Origin of the sequence: Streptosporangium longisporum, from assembly GCF_039534895.1 — a bacterium.
GTDB classification, from domain to species: Bacteria; Actinomycetota; Actinomycetes; order Streptosporangiales; family Streptosporangiaceae; genus Streptosporangium; species Streptosporangium longisporum.
Map to the genome: position 1 here is coordinate 126,241 of NZ_BAAAWD010000015.1, position 13,817 is coordinate 140,057.

The following is a 13,817-nucleotide window of genomic DNA, read 5'->3' on the forward strand; positions in this document are numbered from 1 at the left end:
ATCCTCCGGTGTCATCGAGACGGTTCCGGAGCGACGACCGGCTCCGGGACCCAGGGAGGGGAAGCCGCCATCGCGGCCTCTGGAGAAGGCGCCCCCGGCCCCACGGCCATCACCGACCCTCCTGTGAGGCGACCCATGAGCATGCCGCACTGGAACGACGACCCCCTCGTGCAGAGCGAGGAGCACATGCCCGACTGGTGCATGGACTACATCACCTCGGCCCACGTCGGCCGCGACGTCTACCGCTCAGGTTGCTCCTGCGACCGCATGCCCCTGACCAGCGCGACGAGCCCCAGGGACCTGCTGGACGCGTTCCGGGCACACATGCGCGACGAGCAGATCCGCGCCCGCACCCTGCTGGAGTGAGCCCCGGTTCCGTCCCCGTCCCCGGCACCGGATCCGGAGCCGGGAACGGCGGGACGGTCAGGTGGAGCGCCGGGCCCCGAGCCGCTCGCCCCATCGGTGAACGGCCTCCCGGTCGGCGAAGGCCAGCGCGCGGATCATCTTCCCGCCACCGGCCTCGACGTTGCGGCGCAGGCGCCGGCCCATCCGGCCGGGCAGCCCGACGGCGCCCGCCTCGACGTCGTCGCCGTAGAACGGGGCGAACGCCACCCCGGCGAACCCGGTTCGGCTCAGCAGGGTGACCAGCGTCTCGGCCGAGTAGAACATCAGGTTGCCCCGCCTGAAGCCCGTCCAGCCGTTCCCGTACGCCTTGAGCTGCAGGGAGGCGGCGTTCGCGGTGAGGATCAGCATCACCCCGCCCGGGGCGAGCAGGCCGCGCAGACACCGCAGGTCCTCCACGGGCCGGGGCAGCCGGGCCAGGACCGACCAGAGGGTGATCACGTCGAACCCGCCGGCGGCCGTCACGGGACCGGCCGCGAGATCCAGCCGGGCCGTGTCGAAGCCGCGCTCCCGGGCGAGCCGGAGGAAGATCCCGTCACCGGCACCGTGACCGGCGTCGAGCAGCGTGCGTCCCCGTCCCGACGAGAACACCGGGCCGAAGGCGTCCATGGTCAGCCGGTGGCGCCGGCGCCGCCGGTCGGCCGCGCGGTCCGGCGCCGCGCCGTCGTCCGCGTGCGAAACGTCCGCGTACAGGAGATCCGCGTACGGGACGTCCGCGTACAGGAGACCCGCGTACGGGACGTCCGTGCGCGGGACGTCCGGCGTCGCGGGCCGGACCGCGGGGTTGCGGTAGAGGAGGCCGCACGCCGGGCAGCGCACCACCCGGTAGGTCCCCCCGCGCCCGGCACCGGCCCGCTGGAACAGCGGCTGCTGACGGGTCTCCCCGCACAGGCGGCAGGTGACGAACTCCTCGGTCCTCTCCAGCAGGGTCCGCTCGCGGTAGTCCTGGAACCTCATGACGGGGGTCCGCCCGATCCTCAGGCGCCACTGGACCTCGCGGGCGAGTCTCTCCCCCGGGCGGACGTAGGAGCGGTGGTTCCTGGGCACCCGGTCGTAGCGGGAGCCGTACACGACCCGGGAGAGCGCGCGCCGCGCGAACATCGCAGACATCCCTCCGGCCGGGCCTCCCCGGCCGGGAGGATCACTCCAAAAGTGGCACGGCTCCCTTCAGGGACTCAACCGCCCTTTCACCTCGGTATCTTCAGCTGTTCCCCCGGTTGCCAAAGACCGGTACAAGGCACCCCCGCTCCTGCTCCCCGCCCCGGCCCGAGGGCCGGTTCAGGGCCGGGGCCGGGCTCGGATCAACGGGCCGGGCTCAGGCCAGTGGCAGCCACACCCGCATGCTCGACGGCCCGCGGTTGCCCCAGCGGTGGTACGGGACCAGCCGCAGCGTGACCTCCCGCCCGGTCGTGTCCGGGTGCCCGTCCCGGTAGGGCCAGGGGGCGTCGCCGGCCGGTACCAGGCAGGCGCGGGCCTCCAGCTCGACGACCCCGTCCCGCGTCCGCTCGGCCGGGGGTTCGGGAAGGGCCGTGACCAGCGCCAGCGGCGGGTCGTCGGCGACCGACTCGGCGCAGTAGACGAGCGGGCCGCGCTCGACCGCGGCGCACCCGCGCACCGCGTCCACCCGCCGGTCGGGGAAGGTCCAGCGGGACGCCATCGGCAGGTCGAGCCGGATCCGGTCGCCCGGACGCCAGTCGGCCTCGGCCGTCACGTGGCCGGGCCCGGCCGGGCGGGTCGTGCCGCCGTGGGTGAGGGTCGCCCCCTCGGCCCAGGAGGGCACGCGCAGGACGATCCGCCCGGGGCGGCCCTCGACGACGTGCGCGGTGACCGTACCGGACCAGGGGTAGTCCGTCTCCAGCCGCAGCGTCAGGCCCCGGTGGCGGATCTCGGCGGGGGCGTAGTGGTGGACGTGCAGCGCGTCGCCGTCGGCGGCGGCCAGGTAGGCCGGGAGCGAGGCGAGGGTGCGGGCGATGTTGTTCGGGCAGCACGACACGTCGTACCAGGAGGAGCGCAGCCCCGCCCCGGAGGTGTGGTCGACGACGCCCTCGCGCGGCTCGGGCGGGATGCGCATGTGCAGCGGGTTGGCGTAGAAGAACGAGCGCCCGTCCGGTGCCGGTGAGGTGGCGAGCACGTTGTACATGGTGCGTTCCGCGAGGTCGGCGTAGCGGGCCCGGCCGGTGGCCAGCAGCAGCCGGTGCGAGAGCATGATCGAGGCGATGCCGGCGCAGGTCTCGGAGTAGGCCCGGTCGGCCGGGAGCTCGAAGTCCTCGCCGAAGGCCTCGTCGGAGTGGCGCGAGCCCATCCCGCCGGTCAGGTGGGTACGCCGGGCGACCGTGTTCTCCCACTGCTCCTCGATCGCCTGCAGCAGGTCCCCGTCGCCGGTCTCGACGGCCACGTCCACCGCGCCGCAGGCCAGGTACAGGGCCCGGACGGCGTGCCCGCGCAGCACGCGCGCCCGGCGTACCGGCATGTCGTCCTGGAAGTACGCGCGCCCGAGATGGATCGGTCCCAGGGCGGGCCGGCCGCGTCGCTCGACGAGGCGGCGGGCCATCTCCAGGTAGCGCTCGGTCCCGGTGGCCCGGTACAGCTCGACCAGCGCCATCTCCACCTCGGGGTGGCCGCAGGTCTCGGTGGTCTCCATGAAGCGGTCGCAGAGGTGGTCGGCGGCCCGGCGGGCGACCTTGGTGAGCTCGTCCTCGCCGTGCGCGCGCAGCCGGGCGACCCCGGCCTGGATGAGGTGGCCGTAGCAGTACAGCTCGTGCCCCCATTCGAGGTCGCTGTAGCGCTCGGAGCTCCAGCGGGTGTTGAGGTAGCCGTCGTCCTCCTGCGCGGCGGCGACGGTCGCGGCCAGCTCGGGCAGCCCGGGGTGACCGGACCAGGCCATCGCCTCCAGCAGCTTGTACGCCTCGGAGTCGCTGAACTCCCTGCCGCGCCGGGGACGCTCGCCGCGGAAGTTGCCGATCCAGCCCTCCCGCTCCATCCACTCCAGGCAGTGGCCGATGATGACCTCGTGGTTGAGGGCCGCCCGGTCGCCCCAGAAACCCGGGGCGAGGCGTACGGCGTCGAGGCCGAGGGGGGACAGCACCCCTGCGGAGGGGGTGACGGGACTAACCACGCAGGGCTCCTGACATGAATCCGCGCACGTAGTGGCGCTGGAGGACGACGAAGAGGATCAGGCAGGGCACGGCCATGACCATGACGCCGGCCTGCAGCATGCCGTAGTCGATGGCCCCGAAGGTGCGCTGGGTCATGCTGACCACGGCCACCGGGAGGGTGAAGTTCGCTCCGTCGTTGAGCAGGATGAGCGGTGCGAAGAAGTCGTTCCAGGAGGCGAGAAAGGCGAAGAGGGCGACGGTGACCAGGGCGGGCCGCACGGCGTGCAGCAGGATGCGCCAGAAGGCGCGGAAGGTGCCGCAGCCGTCGACGAGGGCGGCCTCCTCCAGCTCGCGGGGGATCGCCTCGAAGGCGTTGCGCATCATGAACAGCGCGAACGGCAGCTGGAACATCACGAACACCAGGGAGAGGCCCACCAGGGAGTTCTGCAGCCCGATGTGGCCGAGCAGGACGTACAGCGGGATCAGGATGGTCGCGTACGGCACCATCAGGATGGCCAGGGTGACGAGGAAGAGCAGGTTCTTGCCGGGGAAGTCGAAGCGGGCGAAGGCGTAGCCGCCCAGCGCGGAGACCGTCAGCGTGCCCGCGACGGTCATCGCCGACACCAGCACGCTGTTGACGAGGTAGACGTCCACGCCCTCGCCGAAGCGGGCCATCTCGGCGTAGTTGTCCGCTCCCCCGTCGAAGGAGGACCAGCCGCTCCACACCAGCGGGAACAGGAAGAGCACCGCCAGCGCCGACATCGTGGTGTAGTAGGTCCCCCTCACCGGCTCCCCACCGCCTCGCGCGCGTCGTTCCCGCGCTCGCACCGCCTCACGTGGACCTCCTGAACACCCGCATCTGTACGGTGTTGAGCGCGACCAGGGCGACCAGCAGCACGACCGAGAGCGCCGCGGCGCCGCCCAGGTCGAAGCGGAAGAACGCGTCGCGGTAGACGACCATGACCATGGAGACGGTGCTGTTGTCCGGCCCGCCGTTGGTGAAGATGAAGAACTGGTCGAACGCGAGCAGCGAGCCGGTGACGCTGAGGATGAGCATCAGCGCCAGCGTGGGACGCAGCAGCGGAAGCGTGATCTTCGTGAAGATCTGCCACCGGTTCGCGCCGTCGGACCGGGCCGCCTCGTAGACCTCCGTCGGGATCGACTGCAGGCCGGTGAGCAGGATGAGCATGTTGAACCCGGCGAAGCGCCACAGCACCAGCGCGATCGTGGAGAACAGCGCCATGTTCGGGGTGCCGGTCCACTTCACCGGCTCGTCGGTGATCCCCAGGGCCCGCAGCAGGGGGTCGACCGGCCCGAAGTCGTTGTTGAGCATGCCGTAGAACAGCAGGGCCGCCGTGGCGAAGCCGACCGCGCCGGGCAGGAAGAACGCGGTGCGGAAGAAGCCCACGCCGGGCCTGCGCTCCTGCACCAGCAGGGCCAGGCCGAGCGCGGCGGCCGACAGCAGCACGGTGACGATGGCGGTGTACTTCAGCGTGAAGAGCACCGCGTCGAGGAAGAGCGGGTTGTCGGCGATCTTGAGGTAGTTGCCCGGCGCGTTGAACGTGGCCTGGCCGAGCAGCGGCCAGCGGTTCAGCGACATCCAGACGACGAGCACCAGCGGTGCCACGAAGAGGGTGACGACGACGACGGCGGTCGGGGCGGCGTACAGCCAGCCCTGGGCCCGTCGTCCCCGCCACCGCGGGGGCGGCGCCGGGACGGATCCCCGCGCCACCCTCCGCCGCGTTCCGGTCAGGGTCGTGTTCACTGCTGCAGCGACTTGGTGATCTCGGCGTTGAGCCGGGTGACGTTGCCGGGGTCGCCGAACAGCGCCTCACGGGCCAGGCGCAACCAGGGCCCCTGCGGGTCGTTGAAGGTCTGCCCGAAGCGCGGCGCGTACGGCGTCTGCCCCTTGGCGACCATGGAGTTGATCAGCACCACGCGCGGGTCGGCGGAGGAGTACGTGTTGTTCGACAGGTCGGTGCGCGCGAGCACGTCCTTGTTCTTGGCCATGACCTCGACCTGCGCCTCGTCGGAGACCGTCCAGGACAGGAACTCCCAGGCCGCGTCGGCGTTCTTCGTGGTGGAGGAGATGCCGACCGAGTCGCCGCCCACGAAGGTGGACTCGCCGCCGTCGGGCCCGGCGATCGGCGCGACGCCGACCTTCATGCCGGCGGGCATCGAGCCGAGCGTGGTCGAGGGCATCGGCATGACGCCGATCTCGCCCTTGGGGAAGAAGCCGGTCCAGGTGGGGCCCTGCTCCTCCTTGGTCGTCGGGCCGGTCACGCCCGCCTCGTGCAGCCCCTTGTAGATCGCGAAGACGTCGGTCATCGGCGACCTGTCGCTGAGCGAGACGGTGCCCTCGGGGTTCATCACCTGGCCTCCGGCGGCCCAGACCGAGGGCCAGAAGGTGAAGACGTAGCACCCGCCGCAGTTGCCGCCGAAGAAGGTGCCGTGCACCTTGCCGTCCTTGCCGAGCTTCTCGTCGATCGTGGTGGCGTGCTCGGCGAACTCCTTCAGCGTGGCAGGGCCCTTCTCCGGGTCCAGGCCGGCCTTCTCGTACAGGTCCTTGTTCCAGAACCAGACCGACAGGTCCAGCGTGTGCGGAAGGGTGTACCGGCGTCCCTCCTGGGTGCCCAGCTTCATGTGGCTGGGTGCCAGGGAGTCCTTGTACGGCAGGGCGGCGATCCGGTCGGTGATGTCGAGGAAGAGCCCCTGGGAGGTGTAGTTGGGGACGAAGATCACGTCCGCGGCGAACACGTCCGGCAGCTGCTTGGCCCCCGCCGCCGCCGCGATGCGCGGCTGGTAGTTGTCGGTGGGGACGACGGTCAGCTTCACCTGGTTCCTGTGGCCGCTGTTGTAGGCCTTGACCAGGCGCTCGCTCTGCGCCTGCGTCGCGGCGCGGGTCCACATGGTGATCGTGACCGGTTCCGCGGAGGCGGGCGCGGCCTTCCCGCTCCCGTTCCCCCCGCAGGCGATCATGGGGGCCAGGGCTGTCAGGATGGCTGCGGCGCCGATGACGCGTGCGCGTGGCTGCATGGTCCTCTCCTCTTCCGGCATCCCCCGCGACGCACGAAATAGAAATAAAAGGTTTTCGGAAACGTAAAAGAAACACCGATGCGTGTCAACACCCCCTGGCCGATCCTTGGGCATGAGGTAACCTCGGGAGGTACGGCCGGACGGTCGGCCGGGGTCGCCCTGGCAGGCACAGTGAAAAGGATTTCGTCACGATGACGGGCAGGCGGTCACGTTCGGTGACCATAAGTGACGTGGCCTCGCTGGCCGGGGTGTCGATCGCCACCGTGTCCAAGGCCCTCAACGGCAAGGACAACGTCCGCCCCGACACCCGCCGGAGGGTGCTGGAGGCGGCCGAGCAGCTCTCCTTCCGGCCCAACGCGCTGGCCAGGAACCTGCTGACCGGGCAGAGCCGCACGGTCGGCCTGCTCACCAGCGACAGCGTGGGACGGTTCGGCATCCCGGTCCTGCTCGGCGCGGAGGACGCCTTCGGCGCCGGGGAGATGGCCGTGGTGCTGTGCGACGCGCGCGGCGACGCCATCCGCGAGCAGCACCACCTACGGATGCTGCTGTCCCGCCGCGTCGACGGCCTGATCGTCGTGGGGGAGAGCACCGACCCGCGGCCCTCCATCAGCCGCGAGCTGCCGATCCCCGTGGTGTACGCCTACGGCCCGTCCGACGACCCCGGCGACGTGTCCTTCACGCCCGACGACGTGGGCGGCGCCGTGCTCGCCGTACGGCACCTGCTGGCCACCGGGCGGCGCAGGATCGCGCACGTCACCGGGCCCACGCACTACAAGGCCGCGGCCGACCGGGCCGAGGGGGTGCGCCGGGCGCTGGGCGAGGCTGGTCTCGAACAGGCCGGCGAGACCCTGTACGGCGCGTGGTCCCAGCGCTGGGGGCGGCAGGCCGCCGAGATGCTGCTGCTCACCCAGCCCGGCCTGGACGCGGTGTTCTGCGGCAGCGACCAGATCGCCGCCGGTTTCATGGAGATCGCGAGGGAACGCGGCCTGCGCCTGCCCTCGGACGTGGCGGTGATCGGCTACGACAACTGGGAGGTGCTCTCGGCCGAGACCAGGCCGCTGCTGACCAGCGTGGACCCGAACCTGGAGCGGCTGGGGCACACGGCCGCGCAGCACCTGTTCGCCGCCATCGACGGCCGGGCGGCCCCGGGCGTGCACTCCATGCCGTGCCGCCTGGTGATCCGGGAGTCCACCGCGCCGCCCGCCCCCGCCTGAGCCACCGCCCGGGGACGCGACAGCCGGGAACTGGACGGCCGGGAACGCGGCGGCCGGTCCGGACCCGAGGGTCCGGACCGGCCGGTGACGGTGCGAGGTGGGTCAGAGGCCGTAGCGGCTCTTGAGGTGCCGCCACCAGTCGCGGAACATCCAGGCGTCGAAGTCGGTGATCCGGCTCGCGCTTCCCGCCTTCATCAGGAAGCCGCCGACGCCGGTGGGCGTCCAGTCGTAGAAGTCGTCCAGGCCGAAGCTGTGCCCTATCTCGTGGAGCAGGATGTGCATGTCGGGGGCGTCGATGTTGTTCACGAAGTACTCGCTGCCGAGACGCTGGCCCCAGTCACCGCCCGCTCCCCCGCCCATGCCCGCGGTCAGCCACAGGGACATGTCGTAGTGGCGCGCGGCCCCGCCCGGGCAGTTGGGGTACTGGCCGTTCTGGTTGAAGAACCGCCCGCAGGGCTGAGCGCACTGGGGGGCGTTCTCCCGGATGTCGTTGACGTAGACGTCCACGGAGTTGTCGCTCCACTGCAGGGTGGCGCGGTCGCGCACCGCCCAGCCGACCACCTTGAGCGGGACCTCCCTGTACGGCCAGCCGTTGTGGCCGACCATCAGGTCCATCCACTTCTTGAACTGCCGGGCGAGCGAGGCGTGGATCCGGTCGCGCAGGGCGGCCGAGACCGGTGCCGAGGAGTCCCAGCGCACGCAGTAGTTGATGCTCCCCCGGTTGGCCATGATCTGGTCCCAGCCGAAGTTGCGGAACACGGTGGGGCCGGGGTTGTAGGTGCTCTCGACGTGCTGCCAGACCTGGTTCAGGGGGGTGACCAGGTTGGCGGGCGGGTTCCAGCCGGTGGTGCCGCCGCCGCCGTTGCCGGGCGACTCGGTGGAGTACGCCTTCACCTCCAGCAGGCCGACCGAGGCCGCGCCGCTCTGCAGCACCACGCGCAGCCGGGAGGAGGAGACGCTGTTGAAGACGACCTTGTTGTAGGCGTTGACGGCCGTGGGGTAACCGCTCGCACCGGCGACGTCGGCGTAGGCGCTGCCGTTCCAGTACTGCAGCCTCCACGAGGCGGGCACCCGCACGCCGCCGTTGTCGTCGAAGAAGTACACCTGCGCCGAGCGCAGCGTCTGGGGCTGGCTCCAGGTCAGCTCGGCCCACTGGGTGCCGGTCTCGGGCCAGGTGCCCCAGCGCGGGTTGGCGGTGTCGTTGGAGCTCGGGGGGTCGATGTCATCCTTGATCGCCGCGATGCTCTCCCAGGAGGAGGTGTAGGAGGCGCTCGCCGTGGCGGAGACCGCCAGGTTGCCGTCTCCGGGTGCCGCGGCCAGGGCGGTGTCGGCCGGTGACATCAGCAGGCCGAGGATCAGGGCGGGCACCGCCGCCGTCCACCATCGTCTTCCCATGTGTGCGAACCTCCGTGGGGGGTCGGGTCTCGAACGCCGGGAGTGCGCGTCGCCTCGTCGCCGATCCGTTGACGCCGCCGGGTTTTGTTAGCGATAACAGAAACCCTTTACGCAACGGTCAGAGGGGTGGGACTCCTCGTTTCACGACAAGGTTTCCCAGAGTGTTGGGGATGCGAAAAACCCTGTCAAGCCCGCACCCGCGCGGCCGTCCGGCCCCCGCGGGCCCGCGCGGCCCGGGACTCCCGGCCGCACGGCCGTTCCCGTGCGGGCGGTGGAACGTACCCGCGGGGGTCTCCCCCGGGCGGCCGGGCGACGGCCGCGCGGCGCTCACCTCCCCCGGGGCGGCGCCCGCCGGGGCGGGCGGGGCGGAAACGGGCGTGCTCCCCCGGTGGTCCTTCCACCGGGGGAGCACGCCGGGCGTCCCGCGGGTCCCCGGAGGCGGGGACCGATGAAACTTTCACGCCGGAGGGGCCGCGCCTCCCGTGATCACGAAGTGGAGCCGATCTCCTCGCGATCACGGGGCGGGACGGCCTCCTCGTGATCGTGGAGGAGGCCGGCCGGCTCGCGGCGGGCGGCCCTGTGTGATCACGGAGGGTGCCGATCCTCCGTGATCACAGGGGGTGGGTTCAGTTCCTCGTGATCACGAAGCTGGACCCCGGTTCCTTCACGATGTCACCGTCGGCCGAGCCGCTGATCGTGACGTTCGTCAGCGTCGCGTTGCCGCGGGCGCCGCCCATGGCCAGGATCCCGGCGCCGTTGTTGGACTTGGTGATCCGCACGTCGGTGATCGCGACGTTCGGCATGTTGCCGCCGCCGGTCTTGAACTGGATGCCGTCGTAGGTCGAGTCGTGGATGTCGGTGTCGCGGATGGTGACACCGGTGATGTCCTTGGTCGACGGGAACAGCGTGATGGCACCGAACTCCTGGTCCTCGTTCCAGAAGGCGCCGCCGGTGCGGTAGAGGCCGTTGTTGGCGAGCAGCGTGGTCCCCGAGAAGGGCAGGGGGCTGTGGTCGGTCGCCAGCATGATGCCCGGGTAGTTCATGGTGTCGTAGATGAGGTTGTTCTCGGCGGAGTTGTCGTACCCGCCGTAGATGGCGATGCCGTTCGCCCGCCAGGGCAGTTGGATGGTGTTGTTGACGAAGTGGTTGTCGTGGGTGTTGTCGACGACCTGGTCCTTCACGGCCTGGTTGGCCCAGATCGCCAGGGCGTCGTCACCGGTGGTGCGGAACGAGGAGTTGAACACCCTCGAGTTGCGCGTGCCGTTGGTGAAGTTGATGCCGTCGGCGTAGGTGTTGCGGATGCGCATGCCGCTGAACAGCAGGTTGTCGCCGGGACCCCACAGGGCCGGGATGTTGTCGTAGTCGCGGCCGACCCAGGCGCCCACGTTGGCGTGCTCGATCCACACGTTGGTGATCTTCGTGTTCTCGCCGAACCGGCCGTTCAGGCCCACCCCGCCCTCGTCGTTGCCGTCCCCGCCGCGGATACGGCCCGAGCCGAAGATGGCGATGTCGGAGATTTGGGTGTTGCTGTCGATGTCGAAGCCGAAGTTGCCCTCGTGCGGGTGGTTGATGCCGCCCACCACGTCCTGCGGCTCGGTCAGCGTGTACAGCTGGGAGTGCCACATGCCCGCACCGCGGATGGTGACGTTCCTGATGCCCACCTGGTTCCACTGACCCCGGTTCAGCGGGTCGTCGGTGAGGATCTTCTGCTCCTGGCGCCACTGCCCCGCCGGGATCCACACGCAGCCGATGACGCCGTTCTGGTCGTCGGTCACCGCCCGCTGCAGGGCGGCCGTGTCGTCGAGCCCGTCGTTGGGGACCGCGCCGTAGGCGGTGATCGAGGTGCACCCGGCCGGCTGGCTCGTCGGCGGCGCCACCTGCTCCAGGTCGATCAGGTCGATGACGTAGAACGAGGCCGTGTCGCTCGCGTCACGCTGCAGCCGGAACTTCGTGCCCGCGGGGTAGGTCTGCGACAGCAGCGCGTTGGACTCGTCGAACAGCCGCCGCGCGTCGGCCTGGGGGGTGTTCGTCAGCGCCTCGGGGCCGTCGGTGTTGCCGTACAGCCAGCTGTGGCGCGAGGAGAGGGTCAGCTTCCTGGAGAAGGTGCCGTTGACGTAGAGGCTGATGCTGGCGTCGATGCCGCCGCCGTTCGGGGCGTCGGGGATGGAGTTGCGCACCACGATCGAGTTGGACGGCGCGGTCGAGGTGAACTCGACGAACTGCCCGGTGCTGTTCAGCCGTACCGACTTGCGGCCCGAGGACTCGGTGGCGAAGTTGGTGTGCCCGAAGGTGCGCAGCGGGTCGGTCTCCAGCAGCGTGCCCTGGTAGACGGCGGCCTCGGCCTCGTACTCCGTCCACGGGACCGCGGCGCCGCGCCCGACCACGATGGCCTGCGAGAACGTGTTGTTGGTCTCGTTGGTCTCGGCGACGGTGTTCGTCGCGTCGGCGGTCGCGGTGAGCGTGGCGCCTCCGCTGACCGCGGTCCAGCTGCCGCTGACGGCCACGTTGGCGGTCGTGCCCGCGGCGATCGACGGGGTCGTGGTGTTGAGCGTGGTGCCACCCGCCGTCAGGCGGGTGACCGTGGCCGCGCCCGTGGCGGCGCTGCCGCGGTTCCGCACCGCCACGGTGAACGTGACGGGCGCTCCGACGGCCGGGTTCGCCGGGTTGGAGGTGATGCCCAGCACCTGCAGGTCCGGGCCGGGGGCCTCGGCGACCACCAGCGGCGAGGACGCGGTCAGGGTGTTGTTGTCCTCGTTCCGCTCGGCGACCGTGTCGTCGGCGTCCACCCTGGCGCCGACCGTGTAGCTGCCCGCGCCCCGGGTGCCGATGACGTGGGTCACCGTGGCACTGGCGCCCGCGGCCAGGGCAGGGACGGCGGCGGTGCCGGCCTGCGTACCGGCGAGGGAGAGGGTGACGCTGTCCGCCGGGGAGGCCGCGTTGCCCGCGTTCCTGACCGTGGCCGAGAGCGTGATCGCACTGGTCTCGGTCGGCGAGGCCGGCGTCCACGACAGGTTCGTGACCGTGAGGTCGGGGCCCGGCGCTGGGGTACCGAGGACCTGGAACTCGGCGACCTGCCCGCCGGGCGCGCCGCTGTTGGCGGTGAACCTCAGCTGGACGTCGGCGACGTTCGCGGACACGTCGATCCGCACCGTGTTGCCGGAGGCCGGGTTGAAGGTGTGGTTGGCCGCCGACACCAGGTTCTGGTAGGTCGTGGCGTTCCGCTCGCGGCCCAGGACCTGGATGTTCTGGGTGCGGGTGCCCCAGGAGGGGTCGGGGTTGAGCCTGACGACCACCGCGTTGACGGAGGCGTCGGCGCCGAGCCTGACGGTCAGCGTGTTCGGGAACGCCCCGGAGTTCGCCTCCCAGTAGGTGGCCGGGTTGCCGTCGTTGGCGTTGGCGGCGACGAAGCTGTGCACGTGGCCGGAGGCGGTGATCTCCTTGCCGAGCGCCAGGTTCGTCCCGGGGTCACCGGTGCCGGTGCGGGTCACGGCGTTGCTGTCGGCCGAGCGGTTGCCCGCCGCGTCCCTGGCGCGCACCGTGTACGTCACGGTCGCCGACGCCGGCTGGGTGTCGGTGTAGGTCAGCACGGTGCCGACGCTGCCCCGGAGCTGCCCGTTCGCGTAGACGTCGTAGCCGGTGACGCCCACGTTGTCGGTCGAGGCGTTCCAGCTGAGCCTGATCTGACCGGCGGCCGGCTGGGTGAGGGCGAGGTTGCCCGGGGCCGACGGGTTCTGGGTGTCGCCGGTGCCGGCGGCGCCGTAGATCTCGAACTCGGAGATCTGCGCGGCGGGCCAGCCGGTGTTGGCGGTGACGTTGACGCGCCAGTACCGGTGGGTCGCGGCGCCGAAGCCGATCGTGACCGTGTTGCCGGTGGCCGGGTCGAACGTGTGGTTCGCCGAGGCCACGACCGTGCTGTAGGTGGAGCCGTCGGAGCTTCCCTGGATGGAGAGCGTCTGGGTGCGGGTCTGCCAGACGGCCGGTGCGGGCACCTTCAGGACGATCCGGTCGACGCTCGTGGCGGTGCCCAGGTCGATCCGCGCCCACCCGGGGAAGCTGTTGTTGGCGCTCTCCCAGTAGGTGGACTGGTCGCCGTCGTTGACGGCCGACACCTCGTGGCCGGCGGTGGCGCTGCCGGCCTGGGTCGCCTTGCCCGGCGACAGGTTGGGGCCGGCCGCGGCGGAGGCCGGGACGGCCGCCCCCCATCACCAGCAGGCCGGTGGCGACCATGGCCGCCACCAGCCGTAACGGTCCGTACGGCTTTCTCATTCGCGTTCCTCTGTCTCTCGTCATGCACGACGGGGTCGGGGCGTGAAGGCATGCGCCTTCACCGCTCACGGGTGGGGGGCAGGTGCACGGCTGCGGCGCGTTCCTGAGGAATTGCGAGAGAAGTCAGTTACAAAGCAGATATTTGTATGATTTTTGCGATGCTTTGGCCAAAGGTTACATACGTGCTACGGGCGCGTCAACGGGAGGAAAACGGCTTTCTGACACTCACCGCGCGCATCCGGCACCCGGGCCACCCGGTCGCCACACCCGGGCCGCCGGGTCGCCGCACGCGGATTGCCAGGCCGTCGCGCCCGGGCCGCCAGGTCGCCACACCCGGGCCGCCGGGCCGTCGCGCCGACGGGGGGCGTGCCGGAGTCCGGGTCGGCGGCACGGCACCGGCCCGGTGACG

At 71.1% G+C, this 13,817-nt stretch carries 9 protein-coding genes; 2 read left to right on the top strand and 7 right to left on the bottom strand.

Annotated elements, in window-relative coordinates; all coding sequences use genetic code 11:
* The first annotated feature begins 135 nt into the window (after positions 1–135).
* The gene (locus ABD832_RS27000; RefSeq protein WP_344900279.1) at positions 136–366 is read left to right on the top strand and encodes a hypothetical protein; all 231 of its coding nucleotides are present in this window, start codon (positions 136–138) and stop codon (positions 364–366) included.
* A 57-nt stretch (positions 367–423) separates the two neighbouring features.
* On the opposite strand, the gene ABD832_RS27005 is transcribed toward ABD832_RS27000, so the two are convergent.
* The 5 genes from ABD832_RS27005 to ABD832_RS27025 form a co-directional block, all read right to left on the bottom strand.
* Positions 424–1,503 carry a class I SAM-dependent methyltransferase gene (locus tag ABD832_RS27005; protein WP_344900281.1) on the bottom strand — a complete coding sequence of 360 codons (1,080 nt, stop codon included), beginning with the start codon at positions 1,501–1,503 and terminating at the stop codon, positions 424–426.
* A gap of 214 nt (positions 1,504–1,717) precedes the next feature.
* Entirely contained in the window at positions 1,718–3,517 is a 1,800-nt protein-coding gene (locus ABD832_RS27010; protein WP_344900283.1) for a glycoside hydrolase family 127 protein, read from the bottom strand.
* Positions 3,510–4,283: a carbohydrate ABC transporter permease gene (locus ABD832_RS27015; RefSeq protein ID WP_344900285.1), complete on the bottom strand. Its 774-nt coding sequence runs from the start codon at positions 4,281–4,283 to the stop codon at positions 3,510–3,512. Before ABD832_RS27015 ends, ABD832_RS27010 begins: the two co-directional genes overlap by 8 nt.
* Positions 4,284–4,329: 46 nt before the next feature.
* Complete coding sequence (locus ABD832_RS27020; protein WP_344900287.1) at positions 4,330–5,262, bottom strand: carbohydrate ABC transporter permease; 933 nt, start codon at positions 5,260–5,262, stop codon at positions 4,330–4,332.
* Positions 5,259–6,533 carry an ABC transporter substrate-binding protein gene (locus ABD832_RS27025; protein ID WP_344900289.1) on the bottom strand — a complete coding sequence of 425 codons (1,275 nt, stop codon included), beginning with the start codon at positions 6,531–6,533 and terminating at the stop codon, positions 5,259–5,261. Before ABD832_RS27025 ends, ABD832_RS27020 begins: the two co-directional genes overlap by 4 nt.
* A 215-nt stretch (positions 6,534–6,748) precedes the next feature.
* Here ABD832_RS27025 and ABD832_RS27030 point away from each other — a divergent pair, with 215 nt between their 5' ends.
* Complete coding sequence (locus ABD832_RS27030; RefSeq protein WP_344900291.1) at positions 6,749–7,747, top strand: LacI family DNA-binding transcriptional regulator; 999 nt, start codon at positions 6,749–6,751, stop codon at positions 7,745–7,747.
* 102 nt (positions 7,748–7,849) lie between these two features.
* Here the strand turns inward: ABD832_RS27030 and ABD832_RS27035 are convergent, their stop codons facing one another.
* Both ABD832_RS27035 and ABD832_RS27040 read right to left on the bottom strand, forming a co-directional pair.
* Positions 7,850–9,142: a metallopeptidase domain-containing protein gene (locus ABD832_RS27035; RefSeq protein WP_344900293.1), complete on the bottom strand. Its 1,293-nt coding sequence runs from the start codon at positions 9,140–9,142 to the stop codon at positions 7,850–7,852.
* A gap of 626 nt (positions 9,143–9,768) precedes the next feature.
* A complete protein-coding gene (locus ABD832_RS27040; RefSeq protein ID WP_344900295.1) occupies positions 9,769–13,251 on the bottom strand; it encodes a CARDB domain-containing protein in 3,483 nt (1,160 codons plus the stop codon).
* Positions 13,252–13,817: the final 566 nt, after the last annotated feature.